General features: G+C 54.4%; 16 protein-coding genes. 4 read left to right on the top strand and 12 right to left on the bottom strand.

All coding sequences use genetic code 11. The features are described from left to right. Window positions 1–33 precede the first annotated feature (33 nt). Window positions 34–1,995, bottom strand: a complete 1,962-nt coding sequence (locus J5W70_RS07590) for a glycosyltransferase (protein WP_022396243.1) — start codon at window positions 1,993–1,995, stop codon at window positions 34–36. Window positions 1,996–2,913: 918 nt separating this feature from the next. On the opposite strand from J5W70_RS07590, the gene J5W70_RS07585 reads away from it, so the two are divergent. After that, window positions 2,914–4,035 (top strand): tetratricopeptide repeat protein, encoded by a 1,122-nt coding sequence (locus J5W70_RS07585; RefSeq protein WP_022396244.1) that lies wholly within the window; start codon window positions 2,914–2,916, stop codon window positions 4,033–4,035. Between the two features lie 172 nt (window positions 4,036–4,207). Here J5W70_RS07585 and hypE read toward each other — a convergent pair whose 3' ends face one another. Genes hypE through hypB form a run of 5 tightly spaced genes read right to left on the bottom strand, consistent with a single transcriptional unit; the run spans window position 4,208 to window position 9,593 of the window. Then, window positions 4,208–5,242 (bottom strand): hydrogenase expression/formation protein HypE, encoded by a 1,035-nt coding sequence (hypE, locus tag J5W70_RS07580; RefSeq protein ID WP_022396245.1) that lies wholly within the window; start codon window positions 5,240–5,242, stop codon window positions 4,208–4,210. 4 nt (window positions 5,243–5,246) lie between these two features. Beyond that, complete coding sequence (gene hypD, locus J5W70_RS07575; protein ID WP_022396246.1) at window positions 5,247–6,314, bottom strand: hydrogenase formation protein HypD; 1,068 nt, start codon at window positions 6,312–6,314, stop codon at window positions 5,247–5,249. Between the two features lie 40 nt (window positions 6,315–6,354). Next, a complete protein-coding gene (locus J5W70_RS07570) occupies window positions 6,355–6,597 on the bottom strand; it encodes a HypC/HybG/HupF family hydrogenase formation chaperone (RefSeq protein WP_102720978.1) in 243 nt (80 codons plus the stop codon). Between the two features lie 4 nt (window positions 6,598–6,601). Further along, entirely contained in the window at window positions 6,602–8,929 is a 2,328-nt protein-coding gene (gene hypF, locus J5W70_RS07565) for a carbamoyltransferase HypF (RefSeq protein WP_022396248.1), read from the bottom strand. Continuing rightward, the gene (gene hypB / locus J5W70_RS07560) at window positions 8,910–9,593 is read right to left on the bottom strand and encodes a hydrogenase nickel incorporation protein HypB (RefSeq protein ID WP_240454295.1); all 684 of its coding nucleotides are present in this window, start codon (window positions 9,591–9,593) and stop codon (window positions 8,910–8,912) included. The genes hypF and hypB overlap by 20 nt, the downstream gene beginning before the upstream one ends. A 292-nt stretch (window positions 9,594–9,885) precedes the next feature. Here hypB and J5W70_RS07555 point away from each other — a divergent pair, with 292 nt between their 5' ends. The 3 genes from J5W70_RS07555 (at window position 9,886) to aspS (ending at window position 13,651) form a co-directional block, all read left to right on the top strand. Further along, entirely contained in the window at window positions 9,886–10,305 is a 420-nt protein-coding gene (locus J5W70_RS07555; protein WP_022396250.1) for a pyridoxamine 5'-phosphate oxidase family protein, read from the top strand. Between the two features lie 244 nt (window positions 10,306–10,549). Further along, window positions 10,550–11,824, top strand: a complete 1,275-nt coding sequence (hisS, locus tag J5W70_RS07550) for a histidine--tRNA ligase (protein ID WP_022396251.1) — start codon at window positions 10,550–10,552, stop codon at window positions 11,822–11,824. A gap of 33 nt (window positions 11,825–11,857) precedes the next feature. Further along, window positions 11,858–13,651, top strand: coding sequence for an aspartate--tRNA ligase (aspS, locus tag J5W70_RS07545; protein WP_022396252.1), 1,794 nt, complete (start codon window positions 11,858–11,860; stop codon window positions 13,649–13,651). 112 nt (window positions 13,652–13,763) lie between these two features. On the opposite strand, the gene J5W70_RS07540 is transcribed toward aspS, so the two are convergent. The 6 genes from J5W70_RS07540 to J5W70_RS07515 all read right to left on the bottom strand — a co-directional run bounded on the left by J5W70_RS07540 (window position 13,764) and on the right by J5W70_RS07515 (window position 24,356). After that, window positions 13,764–14,534 carry a glycosyltransferase family 2 protein gene (locus J5W70_RS07540; protein WP_022396253.1) on the bottom strand — a complete coding sequence of 257 codons (771 nt, stop codon included), beginning with the start codon at window positions 14,532–14,534 and terminating at the stop codon, window positions 13,764–13,766. Window positions 14,535–14,542: 8 nt separating this feature from the next. Then, on the bottom strand, window positions 14,543–15,109 hold the full coding sequence (locus J5W70_RS07535; protein WP_022396254.1) for a SufE family protein: 567 nt from the start codon (window positions 15,107–15,109) through the stop codon (window positions 14,543–14,545). An 87-nt stretch (window positions 15,110–15,196) separates the two neighbouring features. Then, the gene (locus J5W70_RS07530) at window positions 15,197–15,493 is read right to left on the bottom strand and encodes a hypothetical protein (protein WP_146019552.1); all 297 of its coding nucleotides are present in this window, start codon (window positions 15,491–15,493) and stop codon (window positions 15,197–15,199) included. 1,901 nt (window positions 15,494–17,394) lie between these two features. Next, window positions 17,395–17,943 (bottom strand): hypothetical protein, encoded by a 549-nt coding sequence (locus tag J5W70_RS07525; protein ID WP_022396256.1) that lies wholly within the window; start codon window positions 17,941–17,943, stop codon window positions 17,395–17,397. 6 nt (window positions 17,944–17,949) lie between these two features. Beyond that, window positions 17,950–23,475, bottom strand: coding sequence for an RHS repeat domain-containing protein (locus J5W70_RS07520; RefSeq protein WP_180973705.1), 5,526 nt, complete (start codon window positions 23,473–23,475; stop codon window positions 17,950–17,952). A 95-nt stretch (window positions 23,476–23,570) separates the two neighbouring features. Next, entirely contained in the window at window positions 23,571–24,356 is a 786-nt protein-coding gene (locus J5W70_RS07515; protein ID WP_102731705.1) for a hypothetical protein, read from the bottom strand. Window positions 24,357–24,367: the final 11 nt, after the last annotated feature.

Below are 24,367 nucleotides of genomic sequence, written 5' to 3'. Positions count from 1 at the left end.
CACACCCCCCGGACAGCCTATCCCCGGCGCCCGTCACGAAGCTTCCTTGCAGGAGGAAGCTTCCGCTCTGGTTCCGCATTTGCCGTAAGCCAGGCGTTTCATGAAATCCTTGTAAAGCAGCGTTTCCATGCGGCCGTCCCCGTATTCCACCACCGCGCTCATGGTTTCCACCCAGTCCCCGCAATTCAGGTACCGCACCTCCCCCACCATGGTATCCGCCGGATGATGCACATGCCCGGCAATGATACCGTCACACTGCCTTTTCACCGCCAGATTCTGGAGCTGCTCCTCATATTTCCCAATGAAATTGACGGCGGATTTCACGCGGCTCTTGATGGCGCAGGAGACGGAATAATATTCCCTGCCCCGCCAGGCGCGGTATTTATTGTAAAGCCGGTTGACCGTCAGCAGAACGTCGTAGCCCAGGGAGCCGAGCATCGCCAGCCACCGGTGGTTGGTGGAGATGGCGTCAAAACCGTCTCCGTGCACGCACAGGTAACGCCTGCCGTCCGCCGCCCGGTGCACGCACTCCCTGGCCATTTTCAGGCCGCCCAGATGAAAGGGAAGGAATTTTTCCAGAATATCGTCGTGGTTCCCGCGCAGGTACAGCACTTCCACATCCTCCTGCTCCATCTTTTTCAGCAGGGTGCGGATCAGGCGCGTATGCCGCCTGCGCCAGCGGCTGCCGCGGGAGAGGGCCCAGGCGTCCACAATATCCCCTACCAGAACTATTTTTTCCGCACGGACATGCTTCAGGAACCTCCGGCATTCGTCCGCCTTGCAATCCTTCGTGCCCAGATGGAGGTCTGACAAAAAGACCGTGCGGCATTCCAGCACCGCATCCCGCGGGGGGCGGGCGTAGCCGGTTCCATTCTCCTCCCGCGCCACGGAGGCCAGCAGTTCTTCAAACCTGTCATGGATGGAATCCCACGCTCTGGCGCGCACGGTCCTGCGGGCCTGTTCGCCGAGTCTCCGGATCATCCCCCTGTCCTCCAGCAGACGGTGCATGGCGGAGTAAAAACCCTCCGCGTCCCCCTTCTCCGCCTGAAGGCCGTTGATGCCGTCCAGCACCACATCCGCAGAAGCGGCGTACCGGTAGCTGACCGTAGCCAGGCCGCTGGCCATCCCTTCCAGCAGAACGTTCCCGAAGGTCTCCGTCTCACTGGCGAAGAGCAGCACGTCCATGGCGGCGTAATGGCGCGCGAGGTCCTCCCCGCTGCGCATTCCGCAAAACACGGCGTCCGGAAACTCACTGCGCAGGCTGCTCATCATGGGACCGTCCCCCACCACGACCATCTTCATGCCGCAGGCCGGGAACTCCCGCTGCAGGCGCGTGTACAATCCCAGGGCCGTCACCAGGTTCTTCTCTCGGGCCAGACGCCCCACCACGCCGAACACCACTTCATCCCGCCAGGCGCCCCATGACTGGCGCAGGCCGGCATCCCTCCTGGCAGGGTCAAACAAGGCGGCATCCACCCCGCGCCCCATTACGGAGAGGCGTTCAAATCCCAGCCCCTCCAGCGCGCGGCGCATCTCCTCCGTGGGCACCACCGTCATCCCTGCCCGGTTGTGGAGCTTGCGCAGGTAATTCACGGCGGCGGTTTCCAGCCCGGAGAAATGGTAATCCTTCATGTACTGGTGAAAATTGGTGTAGAATCCCATCACCACGGGAATCTCCAGAGCGCGAGCGGCCTTCACGGCGGAGGCCCCCATGGGGCTTTCCGTGGCAACATAAACCACATCCGGCCTCTTCTTCATCCATCTGGAGCGGAACCTTTCTGCGGAAGGCAGCCCTATTTTCACCTCATGATACATGGGGAGGGAGAGAGACGGCATGGCCGTCTCTCCGGGAACGGAAGCTCCGTCCCTCCCGGAAGCCCTCAGCACATGCACCAGATGCCCCCGCGTCCGAAGCCCCCGGACCAGCCGCTCCAGCGTCAGGGCCACTCCATTCACGTCAGGTTCATACGTATCCGTTGCCACATCAATTCTCATGCGCCGGCACCATGGGCAGAAAGGCCTTCCCAGGCAAGCTGAGGAGGGAAACGAAACCGTCACAGGCTGCTGTCATCCGTCCCCGTCCCCAGCAGGAGAAACAACCGTGCCGGACAGATTCCGGCATGTCCCCCCCGGCTTTTCCTGCACGGGAAACCGAACAGAGGAGGCGGCCTCCCCCACTCCCTGTTTGGAAGGTGCCGCCGGCAAAACCGCACATTTCCGTAAAAAAACAGACGAATCATTGAATATCAGACGCTCTGAAACTACATGCGGCCATCCGCGCATTATAAATCCGCCGTCAACCAAATTTTTTGAGAAAAAATGATTTTCATCGTATCCAGGACGGGAAAAATCACAATGGAATCCAAAGGCCGTGAAATCTGATATTCTTATTAACCATTGATAATGTTTCTATTATTTATTAAAAAAATTATTCCTTCCCGACAGCCGGATTTATAATCCGCCAAAATGCATGCATACGAGATACATAAAACGGAAATGAAGGAATATTTAGAAAGATTTTTAATAAAAATAATAATGATTCCCATGTTCTGAAAGCCGGGAAAACGTGGCGGAACGCCGGATGCTTATCTCTGCCTTTTCCCGGTCCGGAAACCGCAGCCGGTTATCTCCTTCATTGCTCCTGATACTCTTGCATATTATCCTTCAACCTGCTTTAAACACCCCGGATTAGGAATCCGGCGTCAATACTAGTTTTTCATATCAAGCCTGTTTCTCCAAATCAATCCAGTATTTTCCTAGACGAAAGCCTTGATAAAATATGTTTGTTAGAATAAAGCATAAATACTTGAATATAATGATTGTTCATCTTATTTTAGCGCTGTCGGCCATTTCATCCGGATTCCTAATTCGCTATTGAAACAACCGACCCCCATCCCCTACCCCATTCCCCCAATGAAATTGATAGATTGCTATCGCTATGCAGCCATGCTTTATGCATCCGCCTGCTGTACCGCCTCGCCGCTTTACGGCCCTCTGGAAACAGGCTTGCAGGAAGCCCAGCTTCTGAGTTCCCTGAAAGCCTGCAAATCCCTGGAAGGTCCGGGAACGGACGCCTACCTGAGCCGCACTGGATTGAACGGCGCCTACAAAACGAAAAAGCCCATTGGCGGCCTTTTCTTTTCACTTCATTTTGAGTACAACAAGGATGGAGGCCTGAGAGCCGTCTCCTTTTACTCCAGCACCAAGGCAGGCAAGGACGAATACGATACGCGCCTGAAATCCCTGTACAAGCGCATGCTGAACGGGCTGACGGGCCTCTATGGCCCGCCCATGAATCTGCCGGACTGGATTGAGAAGGAGTCCCTGCCCGCGGAACGCGTGCTGTACATGCACATGTGGCGCATTCAGCCGGGCTGCTTCCTGATGGCCGGCCTGGCCAACATGGGGGCCTCCGGCTACATTCCCGTTTTCCGGATTTCCCCTCCTGCCGGCATGCCGCCCAAGTCCAAAAAGGACAGGGACAAACTCAAATCCGAATGGGCCGCCATTCCCGAATTTTACGAATTCACCAAGGCGGAACGCTTCCTGGCCAATGCGGTGTTCGCCATGTCCCATAAAAAATATCAGGACGCGCTCCAGCTCTTCCAGAAAGCCGCGGACCTGGGCAGCCCCAACGGATACTGGGGACTGGCCTACCTGTACCGGCTGGGACCCGCCGGCGTGGAAAAGAACGCGAGCCTGGCGGATGAACACACTAAAAAAGCGGCCCTGATGGGATTTGCGCGGGCTGCCATGAAATTCGGAAAAACATGGGAACAATTCTGCAAGAACCAGGATTTCACCGAAGCTGAAGCCAGGGAATGGCAGAACAGGAACCTTCGGGCAGCCAGAGCCGGCTATGCCTCCGAACAATACAACCTGGGCATCATCTACCAGCACGGCTTCGGCGTGGAAAAGAACCTGGCCACCGCCAGGGAATGGCTGGAAAAGGCGGCCTCCCAGGACCATACCCAGGCCAAAGCGGCATTAAAGACGCTGCCGGACGCCGGAGCCGGAAACGCGGAACTCTCCTGACCATCTTCCAACAACCAACTCCCCCAATACCAAGCCGGCTGTAGCTTCTCCGGAAGTACACGCAGCCGCTCCGGCAAATCCCTATGAAATGCCAGACCGGCAGGGAGGCGGCCCCAACCGCTTCCCTGCCAAAAAGCCGGAAATGCAACGCCGGAGGAAACCGCGGGAAGCATCAGCAAATGCGGGGCAGCTGCATCCCGGAAGGCATGCCCAGCACCCGTTCCACCCCCAGCTGCCCCGTCATCAGCAGGGGCGCCGTTCCAAACTCTTCCACACGGCCTATGGCGCAGGCCCCGGCGGACACGCCGCAGCCGCGCATCAGGCGCAGGGCCTCTTCCTCATGCTCCCGGGGAAGAATAGCCAGATAACGGCCTTCACAGGCCACTTGAAGAGGGTCCAGCCCCAGCAGGCCGCAGGCTGCTCTGACATCCTCCCGCACGGGAATGGACACTTCATCCAGTTTCACCGTCAGGCCGGAGGACTCCGCAATTTCCGAGAGCGTGGCGGTTAACCCGCCACGGGTCACGTCACGCAGGCAATGCACGGGGATTCCGGCCCGGACGACGGCAGCCACGGATTCATGCAGCGGGGCGGAATCACTCTCCAGTCCCTCCCCGAAGGACAACCCGGCCCGCAGGCTCATGATCGTCATGCCGTGCCTCCCCAGATCACCGCTGACCAGCACGGAATCCCCCGGACGGACGGAAGAAGGGCTGATTTCCAACCCATGGCGCACCACGCCCGCCCCGGCGGTATTAATATAAACGCCGTCACCCTTTCCGCGCTCCACCACTTTTGTATCTCCCGTCACGATGCGGACGCCCGCCGCGCGCGCCGCCGCCGCCATATCCTGCACCACGCGGTTCAGCGCCTCCAGCGGAAGCCCTTCTTCCAGGATAAAGCCTGCCGTCAAGTACAACGGGTCCGCGCCGCTCATGGCGAGATCATTCACCGTGCCGTGCACCGCCAGGGAACCGATGCTCCCTCCCGGAAACTCCAGAGGCTGCACCACAAAGCTATCCGTGGTCATCGCCAGCCGCCCCGGCGGAAAATCCAGAACGGCCGCATCATTCTGCACGCCGCCGGAGGGAGTGCCGAATGCGTTCAGAAAGACGGAACGGATCAGGTCATTCATCAGACGGCCTCCGCCGCCGTGGGCCATCTGGATACGGTCGGAAACAGGTTCCGGAACAGGACATTCAAACATGGAATCAACTTCTTTTATAACGGTAATAGGCGGCGCAGGCCCCTTCCCCGGACACCATGGGCGCGCCCAGGGGAGCCAGCGGCGTACAGGACGTGCCGAAAAACGGGCACTCCGCAGGACGAATCAGCCCCCTCAGCACCTGGCCGGCCAGGCATCCGGAAGCTTCATCCGCGCCATGGGCGCTTTTTCCGCATCCGAAACGCAGGGCGGCATCCATGTCCTCCCACTCCCGGCGCAGCCTCATGCCGCCGCCGGGAATCAGGCCCAGGCCGCGCCAATGGCGGTCTTCCGGCTCAAAAACCTCTTTCATCCTTTCCTGCGCCGCCCTGTTCCCCTCCGGCTTCACATAGCGCCCGTAGGCATTCTGCACCGTGCAATCCCCGTTCTCCAACTGGCGGACGCACATCAGGATGCCGCGGAGCAGGTCCGGAGCCTCAAACCCCGTCACCGCCATGGGCGTCCGGTAACGAGCGGCCAAACGGCCGTAATCCCCCTCCCCCATGATGGCGCAGACATGGCCGGGGGCCAGAAAGGCGTCCGGCCTTCCCTCGTCCTGATCCATCAGCCATTCCAGTGCGGGGGGAACCTGCACATGGGCACAGAGCACGGAAAAATTGGCGTAACCCAGCGCGCGGGCCTGCTGCATGGCAAGAGCCGTGGCCGGAGCAGTCGTCTCAAATCCTACGGCGAAAAATACCACTTCCGCTTCCGGATGGCTCCCGGCGAAAGCAACCGCTTCCAGCGGTGAATACATCAAAAGCACGTCCCCGCCGCGAGCCTTGGCGGAAAACAAATCTCCGCTGGAGCCTGGCACCCGCATCATATCCCCGTAGCTGCACAAAACCACGCCGGGCCGCAGGCTCAACTCCACGGCCTGGTCAATCAAATCCACCGACGTAACGCAAACCGGACAGCCGGGGCCGTGAATCAGACGAAGCCCAGGAGGAAGCAGCTCCTCAAGCCCCAGGGAGGCAATCGCATGCGTCTGTCCCCCGCACACCTCCATCACCGTCCACGGACGCGTCACGGCATGGCGCAGCTCCTCAAGCAACTGCTGAACTTCCTCCTGCATAAGCCATTAAAAATGTTCAATCCGGCAAACGACCCTCCCCTTACACGGGATCGGTATTCTCCACGATCTCCCGCATTTCCCTACGGGTTTGAAGCGCGGTCTTCTCATCCAGCACGCTCAGGGCCATCCCTACATGAACAATAACGTAATCCCCCAGGACGGCCTCCGGCACGCAGGCCAGGTTCACTTCACGGGTCACGCCGCCGAAATCAACCACTCCCAGCCTGAACAGCGGGTCCGTCTCATTAATGCTCACGATCTTTCCGGGAACAGCCAAACACATATTATTATCCTTTCCATTGGCGCACGACTGCCGCAGCCTGCCCCAGGGAAATTCCCCCGTCATTGCACGGCACCCGCTGCGGCAGGGACAACTGGCACCTTCTAGACTGTGCCATTCCCGCCAGGCCTTCAAGCAAAAAGGCATTCTGAAAACATCCGCCGCCCAGCACCAGCCTGTCCAGTGAGAAACGCTCCGCCACGTCAAAAGCCAGGTTCACCAGGCTCTCATGAAACTTGCGGGCGATGCAGCCGCGGGAAACGCCTCTCAGCAGGTCATCGTCCACGGCTTTCAGCATCGGGCGCCAATCCAGTTCCAGCAGGCCGCCCTCCTCATGCATGACCCATTCATACGGTTCCCCCGGCATTTCTTCCCCGGAAACCGCCGCAGCCCATGACTCCAGCATCATGGCGGCATGCCCTTCGCATCCCGCCACGCCGTCAAAGCCGCACCAGAAAGCCATGGCGTCAAACAGGCGCCCCATGGATGAAGTGGCGGGAGCTTGAATATTACGGGCCATCATCGCCTCCAGGGCTTCCCGCTTCTGCAAGGTCATTCCACCCTGCAGACGTTGTTCAAGCCCATCCGTGCGCCACGGCGCCATCTGCCGCGCCAGGGAACAGGCGCACCGGGCAGGTTCCCGGACCGCTTCATCCCCCCCGGGCAGCAAAAACGGCCTGAGCCGCGCCACTCTGCGGGGAGCGCCTTCCTCCTCCATCACAAAAAACTCTCCGCCCCATACCGTCCCGTCCGTGCCGAATCCCGTGCCGTCCCAGGCCGCGCCCAGGGCGGGCAACGGCGTCTCATTCTCCACGGCACAGGCCAGAACATGGGCCTGATGATGCTGCACCGGAACGACTTCCACATTCCATGCCCGCGCCAGACGCCTGCCCAGGGTAAACGACGGGCCGTCCGGATGGGCGTCCACGGCAATCACCTGCGGCACAGCACCCAGCGTGCGCCCCAGCGTCTCCACCGTCCGTTCAAACGCGTTCAGGGAAGCCGCGCTGTCAAGATCGCCCAGATGCTGGCTCATGACGGCCACGCCGTTCTTCAGCCAGCAAACGGTATTCTTCAACCCGGAGCCCAGCGCAAGAACGTCGGGAGCTTCTGCAGACGTGCGCCACACGGGCCGCGGAGCATACCCGCGGGCACGGCGCACCATCATGGCCCTTCCGTCCATGACGCGGACCACGGAATCATCCACGGGCCGCACGACCGGACGGTCATGCACAAAAAACACATCCGCCACATGGCCCAGTTTCTGCAAGCCTTCCTCCACGGAAATGCACAGGGGCTCCCCGCTCAGATTGCCGCTGGTCACCACCAGGGGCTTTCTCCATACATCCATCAGCAGGGCATGAAGGGGGGAGGACGGAAGCATCACCCCCACAAAACGGCTGAACATGCACACGGAAGGAGCCAGGTCCACATCCTTCCTTCCGGGAGCCAGTACGATGGGGGCCGCCGGAGAAGCCAGCAGGCGCTTCTCCTCCTCCGACAAACGGCACAGCTTCCCCGCCGCGTCCACATCCGGCACCATCACGGCAAAGGGCTTGGCATCCCGCTCCTTCAGCCTGCGGAGACGCCTGACGGCGGCTTCCGAAGAAGCGTCCGCCAGCAGTTGAAAGCCGCCCACGCCCAGCAGAGCCACGATCAGGCCGTCCGCCAGCACCCACGCCACCTGTTCCGCGGGAGTGTCAAACCCGTGGCCGAACCCCAGTTCGGAACCGTCTGAAAACAGCACCTTCATGGAAGGACCGCACGACGGGCAGCCTATGGGCTGGGCATGGAAACGCCTGTCCTCCACATCCCGGTACTCCCTCAGGCACTCCGGGCACATCTGGAACTTCTTCATGCTGGTGCCCGCACGGTCATACGGCATCTCCTCAATAATGGAATAGCGGGGGCCGCAGTGCGTGCAATTGGTAAACGGGTAATGATACCGTCGGGAGGCGGGGTCGCGCATCTCCTTCAGGCACTCCGGACACGGGGCCAGGTCCGGCAGCATCATCGGAACGCCGCCGGGAGTAGAATCGCTTTCCACAATGCGGAACTCTTCAAACCCGGCAGGCTCGCACACGGTCTGCTCCACGCCATACACGCGGGCGTGCTCCGGCAAAGTATCCATCAGCGCGGCAAAAAAACGTTCCGGAGCGCCGGGCTTCCCCTCCACATGGATTTCCACGCCGGACTCCGTATTGCGCACGAACCCCTTCAATCCGTGCCGCACAGCCAAACGGTACACATGGGGACGGAAACCGACCCCCTGGACGATGCCGGCTATCTCAAACTTCAACGCCGCAGCGGCCTGTTCAATGGTGGTGATGGCCATGGTGCTGGATCCTGCCTTCCCGGACGCGGCGCGCGCGTTCCACAATCTCGTCGCACCACGCGTCCATTCCCTCTCCGGTCTTGGAGGACAACTCAATCACGTGCGCATGATGGGCTACCTTGTTCAGGGCGGCCAGGGCGGCGTCCCGGTCAAAATCCACGGCATCCGCCAGATCGGACTTGGTCACCAGGGCCACATCCGCGGAATGGAACATGGGAGGATACTTCAACGGCTTGTCCTCCCCTTCCGTCACGGAAAGCAACACCACGCGCATGCCTTCCCCCAGATCATAGGAAGCCGGGCAAACCAGATTGCCCACGTTCTCAATAATCAGAACGTCAAGATCGTTCAAAGGCATCTTCTTCATGGCTTCTGCAATCATGCGGGCGTCCAGATGACACATGGTGCCCGTCGTAATCTGCACCACGGGAATATCCGCACGGCTCAGGCGTTCCGCATCATTATCCGTCGCCAGATCCCCCACGATCACCCCCATGCGCACACGGCCGCGGAGCATCTCCGCCGTCTTCTGCAGCAGAGAGGTCTTGCCGGACCCGGGTGAAGAAAAAACATTGATAACCAGAAGGTTCTTTGCTGCGAAAAAACCTCTGTTGCGCTCTGCCAGCCGGTCATTGGCGTCCAACACAGGAACATGGACGTCCATGCCGTGGCCGTGACTTTCATGGGTGTGCTCACCTCCGCATCCGCATTCTTTACACATAATCAATACTGATATTAGATTCCAAAAAAGAGAAAAAATCTCATTTATCCTACGTCATATCCTGGAGACGGCAAGGTCAAACTCCCCTTGAACCGCATTTCAGGCCCGGACATCCCGGGGCAGAATACGCTATCAAACAATTCCCGGAAAAACCGTTTAAAGAAACAGTCCGAATAAATAAGACAAGTTTACAATGCAGCTCTTCTGGCCTACCATCCCAATCAGGAAAACAGCAATGAAAAACGCGGAAGCAACAGTCGGAAATCTCATTGACCATCAGAAAGTGGCATTCATCAGCTCTATTGATGAACAGGGCTATCCGAATACGAAAGCCATGCTGCCGCCCCGGAAAAGGAAAGGCATCAAGGTCTTCTACTTCACCACCAACACCTCCTCCATGCGCGCAAGGCAATATCAAGACAACCCGAAAGCCTGCATTTACTTTTGTGACCGGAGATTCTTCAGAGGCGTCATGCTTCTCGGCTCCATGGAAGTGCTGGAGGACAGAATCTATAAGGAAATGATTTGGAGGGAGGGTGACACCATGTACTACCCGGAGGGAGTGACCGACCCGGATTATTGCGTTTTGCGGTTTACCGCCACGCAGGGCAGATTCTACAGCAACTTCAACTCTGAAAACTTTAATATCATATAAAGCTTTCCACGCCACATGGCCCCACCTCCTATAAAGGATTCCGGGTATGGAGGCAGAACGCCGTCCTCCCGGAAAGGTTCTCCGCCGGAAGAGAGAAAAATAAAAACAATCATGGTCGTTGAGGAGGCATATTCCGATAAACGGCCTTCCGTTGAAATTCCTTCATCGTAAGCATGTGGACTTGCCAAGGCATGGGAATTCTGTAAACTGTTTCGTCCTCAGACAACATCCTTTTTCCCAGGTTATGCCAGACGCTCGCTTTCAACCACTTCCCGGATTCCGTGATTTTGCACCGGCGGACTGCGCCGTGCGCAACTATCTCTTTAACGCATGGAAGAGGGTGGCGCACCGCTATGGATTCCTGGAATGGGAAGGCCCGACCGTGGAAGCCACGGAGCTTTACCTTAAAAAGAGCGGGGGCGAACTGCCCACCCAGCTCTTCCGCTTTACGGACCAGGGAGACAGGGACATCACCATCCGTCCGGAACTCACCGCCTCCCTGGGCCGCATCGCCGCCGCCTGCCAGCGGGAATACACCAAGCCGCTCAAGTGGTTTGAAATCGGCTCCTGCTTCCGTTACGAAAAACCGCAGAAAGGACGCCTGCGCGAATTCTACCAATTCAATGCGGACATTCTTGGGGAAGGCTCCGCGTGGGCGGACTCCGAACTGATTGCCCTGGCCATCGACTGCATGAGGGAGCTGGGCTTTACGCAGAACGACTTCATCGTACGCGTCTCCGACCGCGAAGCCTGGATCAGGTTTGCCGCGGAACACGGCGTGCAGGAGCAGGACATTCCCGCCTTCCTGGGCATTGTGGACAAATTTGAACGAGACCGCCCGGAAGAATGCCAGCGCAAGCTGGACGCCTTCCACATCAGCCGCAGCGACCTGATGGCCTTCATTGAGAACCCTCCCGCCGGAGCCTCCGAACGCTATGACATCCTGCTGAAAGACCTGGAAGCCCGCGGACTGGACGGCTACGTCAGGCTGGACCTCTCCGTGGTGCGCGGCCTGGCCTACTACACCGGGCTGGTCTTTGAAATCTTTGACACGCAGCGCAGCCTGCGCGCCGTGGCTGGCGGTGGCCGCTACGATACGCTGGTAGGCGCCCTCTCCAACAATGCGGTGGACATGCCGGCCACCGGGTTTGCCATGGGGGATGCCGTCATCACCCACCTCATTGACCAGACCCCCCATGCCAAGGCGCTGAAGGATGCGGCGCTGGCCGCCGCGGGATGCGACGTCTTCATGGTGCAGGCCTCCGAAAACCGCCGCGCGGAAATGCTCTCCATCGCCTCCGCCCTCCGGGACCAGGGGTACAGCGTGGACCTTCCCCTCACACTCACCAAAATCAACGGCCAGCTCCAGAAAGCCGTCAAATCCGGCGCGCGCGCGGCCCTGATTGTGGGAGACGAATTCCCTGCCCTGGAACTGCGCGACCTGCATGCGCGCTCCTCCTCCACTGTCGCCATGGAGAACCTGTTTGACGCCCTGGCCTCCCTGACCGGCCGTGATTGATACGTTCCTTCCTCCCTTCCATTTTCAACAAAGATGAACTCATACCGCACTCATACCTGCAGCGAATTGCGCGCTGCGAACATCGGCAAGCCGACCACCCTCATCGGCTGGGTAGATTCCGTCCGTGACCACGGCGGCGTCATATTTATCGACTTGCGCGACCGCTCCGGCATCACGCAGGTAGTCTTTCACCCGGAAGTCAACCAGGACGTGGCGAAGGCCTCCCAGCAGCTCCGCTCCGAAGACATGATCCAGATATCCGGCACCGTGGCTGCGCGCCTGAAAACGGACACGGTGGACACCACCAATGCGGACCTTCCGACCGGGGAAATTGAAGTCTCCGCGGACACCCTGAACGTCATCAACAAGGCGGACGTGCTCCCCTTCCAGCTGGACCGGGCCCTCTCCAATGAAGACCTGCGCCTCAAGTACCGCTTTCTGGACCTGCGCCGCCCGTCCATGGTCCGCAACATGCAGATACGCCACCGCGTGACCAAGACCACGCGCGACTATCTGGATGAACACGGCTTCCTGGAAATTGAAACGCCCATCCTTTCCAAATCCACGCCTGAAGGCGCGCGCGACTTCCTGGTCCCCTCCCGCCTGGCACCCGGCAAATTCTATGCCCTCCCCCAGGCCCCGCAACAGTACAAGCAATTGCTCATGGTAGCCGGCATGGAACGCTACTTCCAGATCGCCCGCTGCTTCCGTGACGAAGACCTGCGTGCGGACCGCCAGCTGGAATTCACCCAGGTGGACATTGAAGCCTCCTTCATCACGCCGGAAGACATCTACAACCTGGTGGAAGGCCTGCTCAAGCGCGTGTACAAGGAATCCCTGGACGTGGACATTCCCACCCCCTTCCCCCGCATGACGTGGAGGGAGGCCATGGACCAGTACGGCTCCGACAAGCCGGAACGCCGCTTCGGCATGAAGCTGACGGACGTCTCCTCCATCTTTGAAAACAGCGGGTTCAAGGTATTCGCCTCCGCCGTAAGCAATGGAGGCGTGGTCAAGGCCATCAACGCCAAGGGGTTCGGCTCCGCCTCCGTCGGACAAATCGACGCCCTGACGAAAACCGCCGTGGAAGCCGGAGCCAAGGGCCTGGCCTACATCAAGGTGCGCGAGGAAGACTGGAGAAGCCCCATCTCCAAATTCCTTTCCGACGAAGAAAAGCAAAAACTCACGGAAGCCCTCAACATTGAAACCGGAGACCTCGTTCTCTTTGCGGCCGGTCCGTGGGAACCCTCCTGCGATATCCTGGGCCGCGTGCGTCTGCAATGCGCCGAATTCATGGAACTGCTTAAGGACAACACGGAACGCGACTTCCTGTGGGTCATCGAATTCCCGCTGGTGGGCTGGGATGAGGAAGAACAGCGCTGGGTGGCCATCCATCACCCCTTCACCCGCCCCGTCAAGGAAGACGAGGAAAAACTGCTCAAGGGAGAACTCTCCTCAGACCTGCGCGCCCAGGCTTACGACGTGGTGCTCAACGGGACGGAACTGGGCGGCGGCTCCATCCGAATCCATGAACGCGACTTGCAATCCGCCATGTTCAAGGCGCTCGGCGTCACGGAGGAACAGGCCCGCGAACAATTCGGCCACATCCTGGACGCCTTCAGCTTCGGCGCTCCGCCCCACGGCGGCCTTGCGCTGGGCCTGGACCGCCTGGTCATGATGATCTGCAACGCGGAATCCATCCGTGAAGTCATCGCGTTCCCGAAAAACAATCGCGGAGCGGACCTGATGAGCGACTCCCCCGCCGCTGCGGAAGAGCGGCAATTGCGCGACATTCACATCCAGGTGAAACTGCCCGCTAAAAAATAACCGGAATCTTTAAACACAAACCCCCGGATGGAAGTTTTTCCATCCGGGGGTTTTTCATTCAAAGAGCTTCCTGCATCCGGAACCACGCCAACGGCAAGACAGAAATCCCTTCCTATAAACCGTGCCCGGCGCCCGTCAGACGCCGCCGGATATCCGCCATCTGCCGTAAATTCTTCATGACGGGCAAACGGTGACGCTTGTCCAGCGGCTGCGGAGGAGGATTGCCCGTCGTCACCATGGTGAAACGCTGGTAACCCTTCACCTCCGGATAACGTCCCCAGTAATACGCCGTCCACCCGCTGTCCGGCGCGTCCGGACCAAAGGGAGCATAAACCATGTGCCGTTCCTCTCCAGGATATAAATTAAAAGCGCTGGTGCCTATCACAATATCTTCCGGCGCGTCCGGCAGCAGCTCCAGCCTGCGAACATACTCCCGGATTTTTACGGCCGCATACGCCTTCAAGGCATACAGGCAGCCGTAAACACGCTGTTCCACGGAACCGCTGCCCCAGAACACCATCTCCCTCCGGTCGGCAAAACGCAGCAAATCATCTCCCGACACCATCACCGTATCCGCATCTATCTTCACCAGGGTATCCCCTTCATCGTCCATGCTCCGGAGCATCTCCCCCAGCATCCCTTCAATACAGGCCTTCCCCCTCAAATTGCCGCCTCTTTCCCAAAAGGACACGCGCCATTCCGCCCCCAGTTCCTCCGCCTGCGCCTTCACCTCATCCGGGCAAGGATGGCGCCCGTCGTCAATCACGACCAAATGGGCTCCGGGGAGGGCATGCCGGACACACAGCAGATTCTCCCCGACCAGGGCGGCGTCTCCCGAATAAACGAACAAATGAACGTGAATGCTTGCTTTCTTTTTCATCATCAATAACTCTATCGCTGGAATTCTTTTTCCTGTTTGCGATCATCATGACAGGAACTGCCGGACATCTCCATCTGCCGCAACGGGCCTTGTTCAACAGGCTCCAAGGAAAGCTCCGGCAGGGAAGAAGGAGAACCAGACACTGCGGCCTCCTTCCGCGCCTCCTGCTTCAACCGCAGCACGCCCAACTTGATTCTGGAGGCCATATTGCCCAAGGCATTCGCCCGGGAAGGAATCAGCCAGCCGCCAAGAACACCCTGATGAAGGAAATCCGTCTTTGCGGCCAGCACTTCTCCCGGCCTCAGTCCGGAAAACAGACGCACCCACAGAGCCATCAAACCTCGGCTGATGAGAGAATCGCTATCGGCATCAATCCGCACCAGACCGCCTGCAAGCTCCAGCCGCAGCCATACCCGGTACTGGCATCCCCGCAGAAGGCAGGCTTCCGTTTTCCATTCCTCCGCAAAGGGCGGCAACTGTTTCCCCTGGCGCATTAAAAAACCGTACAGAGCCCCCTCCCCGGACAGGGCGGCCAGCTCCTGCAGGAGAACCTGCCGCCGTTCTTCAAAACAATCCATATGTTCTTATTCGTTATTTGTTAAAAGCAATTCCGACCGTTCAGAAAACCCTCTTGAAAATCGACTTAACCGGAACGGTCCAGCTCCCTAGCCCTTCAATACACACTCGTCCCGCGCTGCCATCATGGAACCGGACCCGATTTCAATATTCAAAATCCGGCAGGGATGCTGGCGCTGTTCCGAGGCGCAATGCTGTAATCCCTGAATCAAAACCCTCAGGTCACCCGCCCGGTCATCTATTCTCCATCCGGAAATAAGCAAACGAAGACACTGCACTGCCTCATCTCCATTCGTTTGAAACCAGATGACCATCGTTTCATCCGTGGCGACGCGGCAGCCCCTTCCGGTGAGCCTGAACATTCCGGAATCTCCGATGCAGTCCATGCTGTCCCACACAACCTCCTTAATACCGCATTCCGCGGAATTCCTGACGGCAATCTTTCCACCGGGAAACCATCCCATATGGAACAATAAGCACCGCATCAGGTAGGCGCGCCTTAACGCACAATCCTCCTGATGGGTGCCAAGACCGAGCGACTTCCTGGCGCCGCAGAACTTGCTCCCCCGGTCAATGGTTAGTCTGACCTTATAACTTCCGGATGTATTCTTCCGCAATTCGATTGATCTATAGATGGACATGCAAATATTCATACAATATCCAAAAACTATATATATAAAATCAAACGGGCCTAGAATAAAAATGTTAGAAAACAGCACAACTTCATCAAAAAAAGCAATATTAGAAAACTATGCAATAAAGAAAAAATCAAAATATTCCATATCCAGAACGCTTCTGGCGTTCATGAAGAATCCTGTGCAGCAGACCTTTCTTCCCCCTCCCGGCATTTAAAAAACCGGCAATCCTTTATAGACGGTCTCAAGAGAGCTTTCTAAGGGAGCTTCCACTTGGCCCCTCCCTATAGTCAATCGGAGAAGGCAGGTCAAGCTGCTTTTTCTATTCCCCGCCACTTTCACCCAAAGTAAAAAAACATTCCTTCCTAACAAGCAGAAAGAACCTCAAACCATTTTAAAAACAGACGGCGAAAGCCTCTTCGCTTTTCAAGAACCAAACAGGCTTTCCGTGAATAGCCCTCAATCTTCACACACGATTCGCTCCCCGGAAGAAACGCTTCAAGTATCGGCCCCATGCCAGCGAAACCAATCCTTCCATGAAGTCCATATATACCATCCCATACACAAGACCACAGGCAATAGGACAAAAACAGCTCTCCTCAAAAGGCAACATCATTAAAAAGGGAATTGATACTCATCTCCCTCTCTTCCAATAGCATTGATAGTCTATCCTGACACAATGGCCAATAACCCGTAGCCCCTGGAATAACATTAGGAACCACTTGCTTTTCTTCTCTGTTCGCGTTGTACCTTGCACCCCAAACCCCGCTTTACCCCCAGTTCAGAAAGCTCCAAAGCTGTCTGCCTAATAAAAATGAATTGGAGGTGTAGGACATGCAATCCATGCTCGTTCCCATCAACTGAGCTCCCTATGAACAAAAACCGAGGCACATATGTACCTCGGCGTATAATTTACTTTATATTAAAAACTTAGATAAAGATATGATATCGCAATCTCTTTTATCAACAGTAATTTTACTTTTATCCTTATACATATTAAGAACGGCATCTACGACTGCATCAATATATTGCTCCGTTGAATCTGACCTTGCATAATTTTCCCGGCATATTGACCGTTATTTCTTTTCTGAAAATCAACCTTCGAATTTCATATTTTGTATTGTCGATTCATCCGGCCGATAACCAGTTATTCTCTTAAATACGAGAAACTTACTTCAAGAAGAAGAGGAATTTTCTACAAATTTAGAAGGATTTATATTTTCCAATTCCCCTAGCGTGTAGCTACTTTAGTCTATTTGTCTCTCTTGAGGGATCCCATCTGCGTTAGTCTTTAAATCCCAAATGATCTACCTAAGTACATTTGTACGTCTTGTCCCATCGCTCCTTTTTATTGCTGTCTAGCACATCTGTACTATCTGCTGAGATGCTGATATTACGGATAACTAAAAACATCAAAACCTATAGATGAACTGAAATGAGTGCCAGTAATCAAATAACACAGTAGAATCAATATATTAGTTAATGTAGTATATTAAGCCCAAATTCTCGTTACAGTATTCACAGGAATAGCGAAATTGCATTGCCATAGCTTGGATCATTTCTACATTCAGTGTTACTCTTAGATATTAAAAAAATGAGGTTGCTTTAATTTGATAAAACAACCTCATTAAATGATGTAAAGTCAATAAAAACTAATCCTTATCAACTTGATTCACTATTTTATCATAAAACCATTTCTGAAAATTTTTACATTCATCCACCGTCATAGTTTTTTTAACAGTATTACCATTGAAAGAATACAAGTTATGTATTATTTTATGATTTTTTGAATCTTCATAAATGCCTAATGGACTTTGCAATATTTCCGAATCAATCAAGCCGGCATCTACTAATCCTTTAAATATTTTATTCATTAAGTCAAATTTCACTAAGCTTTTTCCATCAAATTCATAGATGGAATTTGCTATGACATTAGCAGTTATCTGATCTACAATTTGCCGTAAGAGAATTTCAATATCCTTCATATCACCCTTTTCTTTCCTCAATACTGCCATTTCAGCAGATAATGAAATAATATAGGAAAGTCGGTCTATTTGTTCCTGACACATTTGTATATCATCCTGTTCCGGATCACATACAGAATTCTGGGTTGAAAGAAAAATTATACTCCAAACAATATTTGCAGCGAAAAGCACCCCTATTGCACTCCATAAAAAATATTTACTTATATTACATTTCATGCTAGTTTATCTTAACTTTTTACATTTCTCTTCACATTCTTTTAATTTTGACGAAAAAAGCTTATTGAATTCTTCTTGTTTCTTTTCTTCAATTTCCTCTTTTTTTGGTATCTTGTTGATAGATCCCAATCCGTCAGTATATGGATTCCCGTTACCAAAGGTTCTGCTATTAATTGTAAATGAACCTGTCATTGGAGCAATTGCTTCTCCATACAGCGCATTTTTTAACCAACCTTCACACTTGCATTTACACCTACATGTAAATTCTACTTTTACGTTCACCTGCAAAGAAAGCAAAAAGGGTGCCGCTGTAGTGAAAGACATCCCTAAAGCATCTAATCCTTTAACTGCGGTTTTTACAAGTTTAGGACGTTTAGTGTGCTTTTCAATTACTGCTTCAGATACTTTACGTACATATCTTTCGGTTTCCCGTGTACCAGCAAACTCCTCAGTCACTGTAATATCACTAGGGTCCTGTGTTAAAACGCAACCATCTCCATACCGTTCTTCTCTGGAAGAAAAAGACAGACCTAGATACTCACTAATTGATACAGGATTATTTTTTACAAATCCATATAAATGGACACCACCTTTTTCTCCAATCGGATCTCTGGATATCCAGCGACCATCTTGGGGATTGTAATGGCGGTAATTGTAGTAAATCAAACCTAAGTCTTCGTCATGGTACTCGCAGGAATAAAGGAATGGCATAGACGCAGCCTTAATTCCTTCCGAACTCAAGGTTTCTCCGTAGGGCGTATATTCAAACTTCGCCTGACGGTTTCCCGAGGAGTCGAACAGAGCGCTTATGCTCTTGAGCAGATCGTGCGCTACATACCGGGTGGTGGCCACGCTCTTGTCCGCGTTGTGCGTACACATTGCCAGTACTCGTGTCGACTCCGATTCCGCAGGATCCCAGAACCACGTAGCCACCAAGGACGGATTGGAGGTATTTTGCGTGCAGTCCATGCTTGCTACCATTAAGTATCCCATATACACGAATCTGGTACGCTTGGTCAAGGCATTTCCATCATATTCCACTTTTTCCACACGTCTCCCAAGATAGTCATACACGCATTCCACTTTTCTGTTTCCCTGCGAAAAAATAACAGGCCTATTATCCGCGTTATACTGGACAGACCATGTTCCCGTGGATGTGTTCACCCTGGTCTGGTTTCCATCCACGTCATACGCAGGAGTAAAAACCGTTCCGGAATGTGCCACTGCAGTATGCTGATTCAGATTATTGCCCTCATAAATACTGGAAATTCGGTTGCCGATGTTGTCATAGGCATAGCTAAAGGAACCTCCCGCATTCATGGTGTCTCCCGTCAATTCTCCTCGTGCATTGTAATCATACGTATGGCGGCGTGAAAGAGCCGTTGAACCTACATAATCTTCCCGCACGGAAGGACGCCTCATGCTGTCCCAAGTATAGACATGTTTAAGGTCCGGGGTGGCAGAAGAACCCTTTACATAAGTCAGAGATACTGGCAACGGCAGATTGGCATGGAATGTCGTCCTCTTCACCAACCCGTTTGGATATGATAGGCTATTGAGCCAGCCCGCCGCAGTATCATATCCATACGCGAAAGACGAGCCATTGAGCGAAGCCGTAGCGAGACGCTCATCAGCATCATATTCGAGTTCGACCTGCTGTACCGTTTTTTCATTCAGCGACAAAACATGGCCTGACGGACGTCCCATGCTGTCACGCTGGAAGGAGAGTATGCTCTCCGTCATTCCGGAAGTAGTTTCCGAAGCTATATCTTCCAGACCCGTATAAGTCATATTCCGGGTACCGGAAGCGTCATGAATAGTTGAAATGCGTTCCATGGCATCATAGTCAATGGATACGGAAGGAGTCCCATCACTGTGGGTGATGAGCGCCACCTGACCTGTGACAGAATCATATTCATAAGTAGTTACTATACCCCGAGCTTGCGCGCGGGTTACGAGACGCCACCACTTATCATACGTATACAACGTTTTGGAGCCATCAGCATAAACTTTTTCCAATAAAACTCCGGTCGCAGGATCATAATGCCAGCATGTCACATCCGAACCGGAAGAAGGAACCGTATCCAATATTTTCCCCGAAGAACGGTACGTATGCAGGGCCACAATATGATCCTGCTCATCATACTCCCATTTCATGGGCTGGACGGCCGTGCCATACCGCCGAACCAAGCGCCCCCGGAAATCATAGATATACCACATTTGCTTGCCGTCCGGCGTTGTAACACAAGAAGGCTGCCCCGTCATGGCATCATATGAAGTAGTAGTTACTTTTCCATCTTGATCCGTTCGTTTTATCTCACGACCAGCAGCATCACTAAGAATCACCGTATCCTTTCCGCGAGAATCCCGGATGGTGAGGGTATCTCCTCCTGTACCATATATACGGCAGTATTGGGTTGTGGTTCCATCCATTTCTGTCAGGCGCACCAAATCACCGTTCAAGCTGATTTCTTCGGTTTCCGCGTCACAACCTTCACGCCCATTCAGTACGCGTATATTGCCGCTCTCATTATAAACCTTTTCCCAAGACCAGCGGCCGTAAGCATCCTTGTACAATGTCAACGAATCAAGGAAAGCCAAAGAGGTATTCGTTCGAGAGACGAGTTCGTACCGGTATTCCTTTGCCTCCTCTATCTGCCCGACAAAACATGCCGCCCTTTCTTCACGAAATACGAGACCTTCTACATCCACGGGAAGTCCAGCCGGCAATTCCGACAATTTTTTATAAGAGATATGGAAAGAATATTTACTCAAGGCTCCACTCTCGGTACCATCTTTGGTACGCATTCGGACGGATAATGTTTGCAACAGATTGTCATAAATATAAATAATAGGCCAGGAATTTCCTTTACGTTCATAACTCACTTTTCCAAAAAGCTCATAGGAGGCCTCATAAAGAACTTCCCTGGAAGAAGGATCAGAAGGCGAAGGACAACGTATTTGCAAAATTTGTCCTTTCCCATTTTCCAAAATTTCTTCCACCACAGGATTCGTACTGGAATTTAACCGGATGCTCTTGATTACTCCCGTCTCATCCATGTCGTATGAATAATATTTGCTGGCTTGTCCCGTACCGGTTTCCCCTGTCACAAGACCTGAAGCAAATCTCCGGGTTATCAGGGTAGCCCCGGAAGGAGTCACTTCCGTGGTTGCCAAACCATCCTGTGAATAAGAATATTGGGCGGTTCTTCCCATATCATCCGTTTTAAACGCCATACGCCCTAAGATGTCGTACCCCATGGAAATTGTAGTAACTTTATCTCCAATGGAGTTGGTGACCGATAATGTATTGCCTGCGCCGTCATAAGTCATTTCCTGAATAGAATTCGGGCATGTTCCTGTCATTTCCATATCATTCCAGTCCTGTACGGGAAGTGCGGCATCCCGTTCTACCCGTATCAGGCGCTTGGCTCCATCGTAGATATACCGGGTTTGCAAACCCCGGATATCCGTTTCCCACAAAGGCCCTGCGCACCCCCACTCCGCCAGGGAATAAAGGCCATTGGCATAATCCGTCCTAATGACACGATGGGAAGCATCGTAAGACATCCGGCGCAGGTCAATGGAGACAAACCCTTCACCTTCGACATCCACTTGATGATCAGTAGCAACTTCATCCCCGTTTTCCGCGTAATAGTGTACTATCCGGGTAGACTGACCAGGAAAAGGAGTATCATACATCTGCAGAGTTTCTTCACATTTCCACGCAGCACCATATTCTGAACACAGACTGTAGGCAAATGAAGGTTCAGGACCGTTAATTTCCCATTTACCTTTCAGGCGGCCATTGGCATAGGGACAATCCGGATGGTTGGAATACCAACTCTGTCCGTAATAGTCTTCCCACTGTTGCCCTAAAAAAGTTTTTCTTACATTCTCAGAGTAAACACCGTTTTGTTCCGTATAAGAATACGTAGTTTGCTCCAGTGTATGGAAAATGCCGCCCTTGGTTAACATGACATGTTCCATGATAGGACGGCGATCATTAAATTTCTGGTCAGAGTACGCATAAGAAGTTCTCATAGAAATATCCCCATACCACGGCTCCGTCCGTTGAATCACGTTCCCGTTGGAATCATACTCCATCTCCACTACGGAACCGTCAGGGCGCGTTTCCCTGATGCGTTTGCCGTAATTGGAGGAAGACGGATCGCTGCCGTATCCGTACGTCCATGTTCTTTCCAGCGGGGTTCCATATCCTTCCGTGCGGGAGATAAGGACGTCCCCGTACAAACGGCGCTGGTATACTTCCTTTTCTGCGGAACACAACACGGCATGCTCGGTTCCGGCCACGCCGCTGTATACATACTTGAATTTTTCCTTCTTGTCCGTGTAGTACCCTCCCGCCACCATGGCCTGTCCGTTAATATCCTTGGCAACCAGGTTTTCATGGCCGGACGCCGGAAGGCATCTGGTGACGATGCTGATGGCGTCATCCCCCTCTCCTTTCACCAGGGTCAGATCGTCCGGGTAAAGGCCCGCGCGCCATTCACTGATAAAACCTCCCGGTTCTTCAATACGGAATGTCTGCAATAGCATCTGGGTCACTTCCGGATTTTCTTCATCCACAGCCCTGGCGACCATCGTCTCCGTATCTGCGAACGTCCAGGACAGCTTCCATGTCTTGATGGGAACAGCTCCTTTGCGAATGATATACGTGCCATTGTTATGCCGCCCCGTCACGTCTGCGGGGGCATACCATCTAATGCTCTGAACATTGCTTAGATCCAACAAGCCGTCCGTCTTGTTCCACACCTGCTTCAGCATGAACAGGGAAAGGGAATTGAAGGTTTCCACCTCACTGCCGGGTTCGTCCGAGACATCCTGCCTGACTACCTGAAGCTCCGCGGCCAGTTCAGCAAAGGTGATTTTCACGCCGCGCGGCGTCACGATATGATCAAATAAGGCGGAATTGGGGCGGAAGCGCATGGTCATGCCGCTTTCCTGAACTTCTTCCAGATAGGAAACGCCATCCACCACAACGCGCCGCATCCTGTCCTTGAACATCTGGGTACCGCCAAGAACCTCTGCCCCAGAAACATTTGGAGAGGCAAAGCTGTAATAACGCGGAAATCCTTTTTCAGTCTTCACCACCGCCCGGGAAACGTCTTCCGGCTCTTCCGGGCGGCTGATGGATGCATTGAGGGTTTCAGCCACTTCCAGACGGCGCTGGGAAATGTGCTCGTACTGGAAAGCGGTCCCCCAGCATAACCCGGCATCCATCATGTTCAGGTTCAGCATCAGGCGGCCTCCACTCAATTCCGGCCACTTGGGAAAGCGTCCGAATTCTATGGAGAAGGCCACGCTGTTGTTGTCCGTACTTCCCGTACCGGAGTCGCCCTCGGAACACGGGCACGGGTATTCCGTCTCCGGCCCTATGGGAGTGACAGGGTACCACGTATTGGGCCACGGCATCGGAGACGGTTCATCATTGGAAACGAATGCAACGGGATGGCTGGGCATTCCTCCGGATTGTTCCGGAGTGGATAACTGATTATCAATTTCTTTCATTGTTTTATTGTCGTTGAGGCACCTGCCGGGAATAAGGGAAAACGCCGCCATGGAATTTCCCCGGCCCCATTCCCGGCAGATGCTTTGGGTCAGGTTCAGGCGGCAGGTTGACGGTCCACGGAAACAGGACGGTTACAGATGGCGTTCCGCAGGCATCTCATGACGGAGATGCGGGCGCGGCGCGCCACCTTGTCCTGATAACGCCGGCTCATGGAGATCATGTCCATGTCCGCCAGGGATTCCACAGACGGAAAGGTCGTCCAGTTGTAATGCCCCCACAGGGGGCCTCCGGTTCCTCGCGTCCATGCCCTGGCGAGGAGTGGGGCCCCATCCGGGAACAGGGCGGTAAACGCTCCCAGGATGACGGCGCCCTCCGGACATTTCATCACGGAGGAGGATTGCTCCAGATGCTGGAGAATGGCCCGAAGCACAGCAGGCTTCAGGGCATAAAGTTCATTGCACAGCAGGCCGGACCGAAGACAGGTTCCGGATAATCCCGCTTCGGAACGGGCAAATTCCCTTAAAAAACCGGCATGGAGAATGAGATTGTCCGGCTTGGTGCGCACCAGCACATCATGTTCATGGCGCACAGCCTGAGCCATCAGAGCCAGAATAGCGGCCGCATGTTCGGAGGACGTATCAGTTTTCTTCAGCACTTTCCATTCCACGGACATGTTCCTCAGCACTTCCCTGACGGTTTGGGGGCAGCGTGCCCGGTCATCGTCCAGAATAATGACAGACGCTTCCGGAACGGCACGGCGGATGCCCTGTACAGCTTCCACCAGCAGAGGAGCGTTGTTTGCCTTGCAGGGAATGAAAAAGATGATTCCCGGCTGCTCCATAGGATCAGGCTGCGGAGAATTTGATATGGATTCATTCATACAGATAATCG

The sequence above is a fragment of the Akkermansia massiliensis genome (assembly GCF_018847375.1).
Classification (GTDB): domain Bacteria; phylum Verrucomicrobiota; class Verrucomicrobiia; order Verrucomicrobiales; family Akkermansiaceae; genus Akkermansia; species Akkermansia massiliensis.
This window is presented reverse-complemented; position numbering and strand designations above follow the sequence as displayed.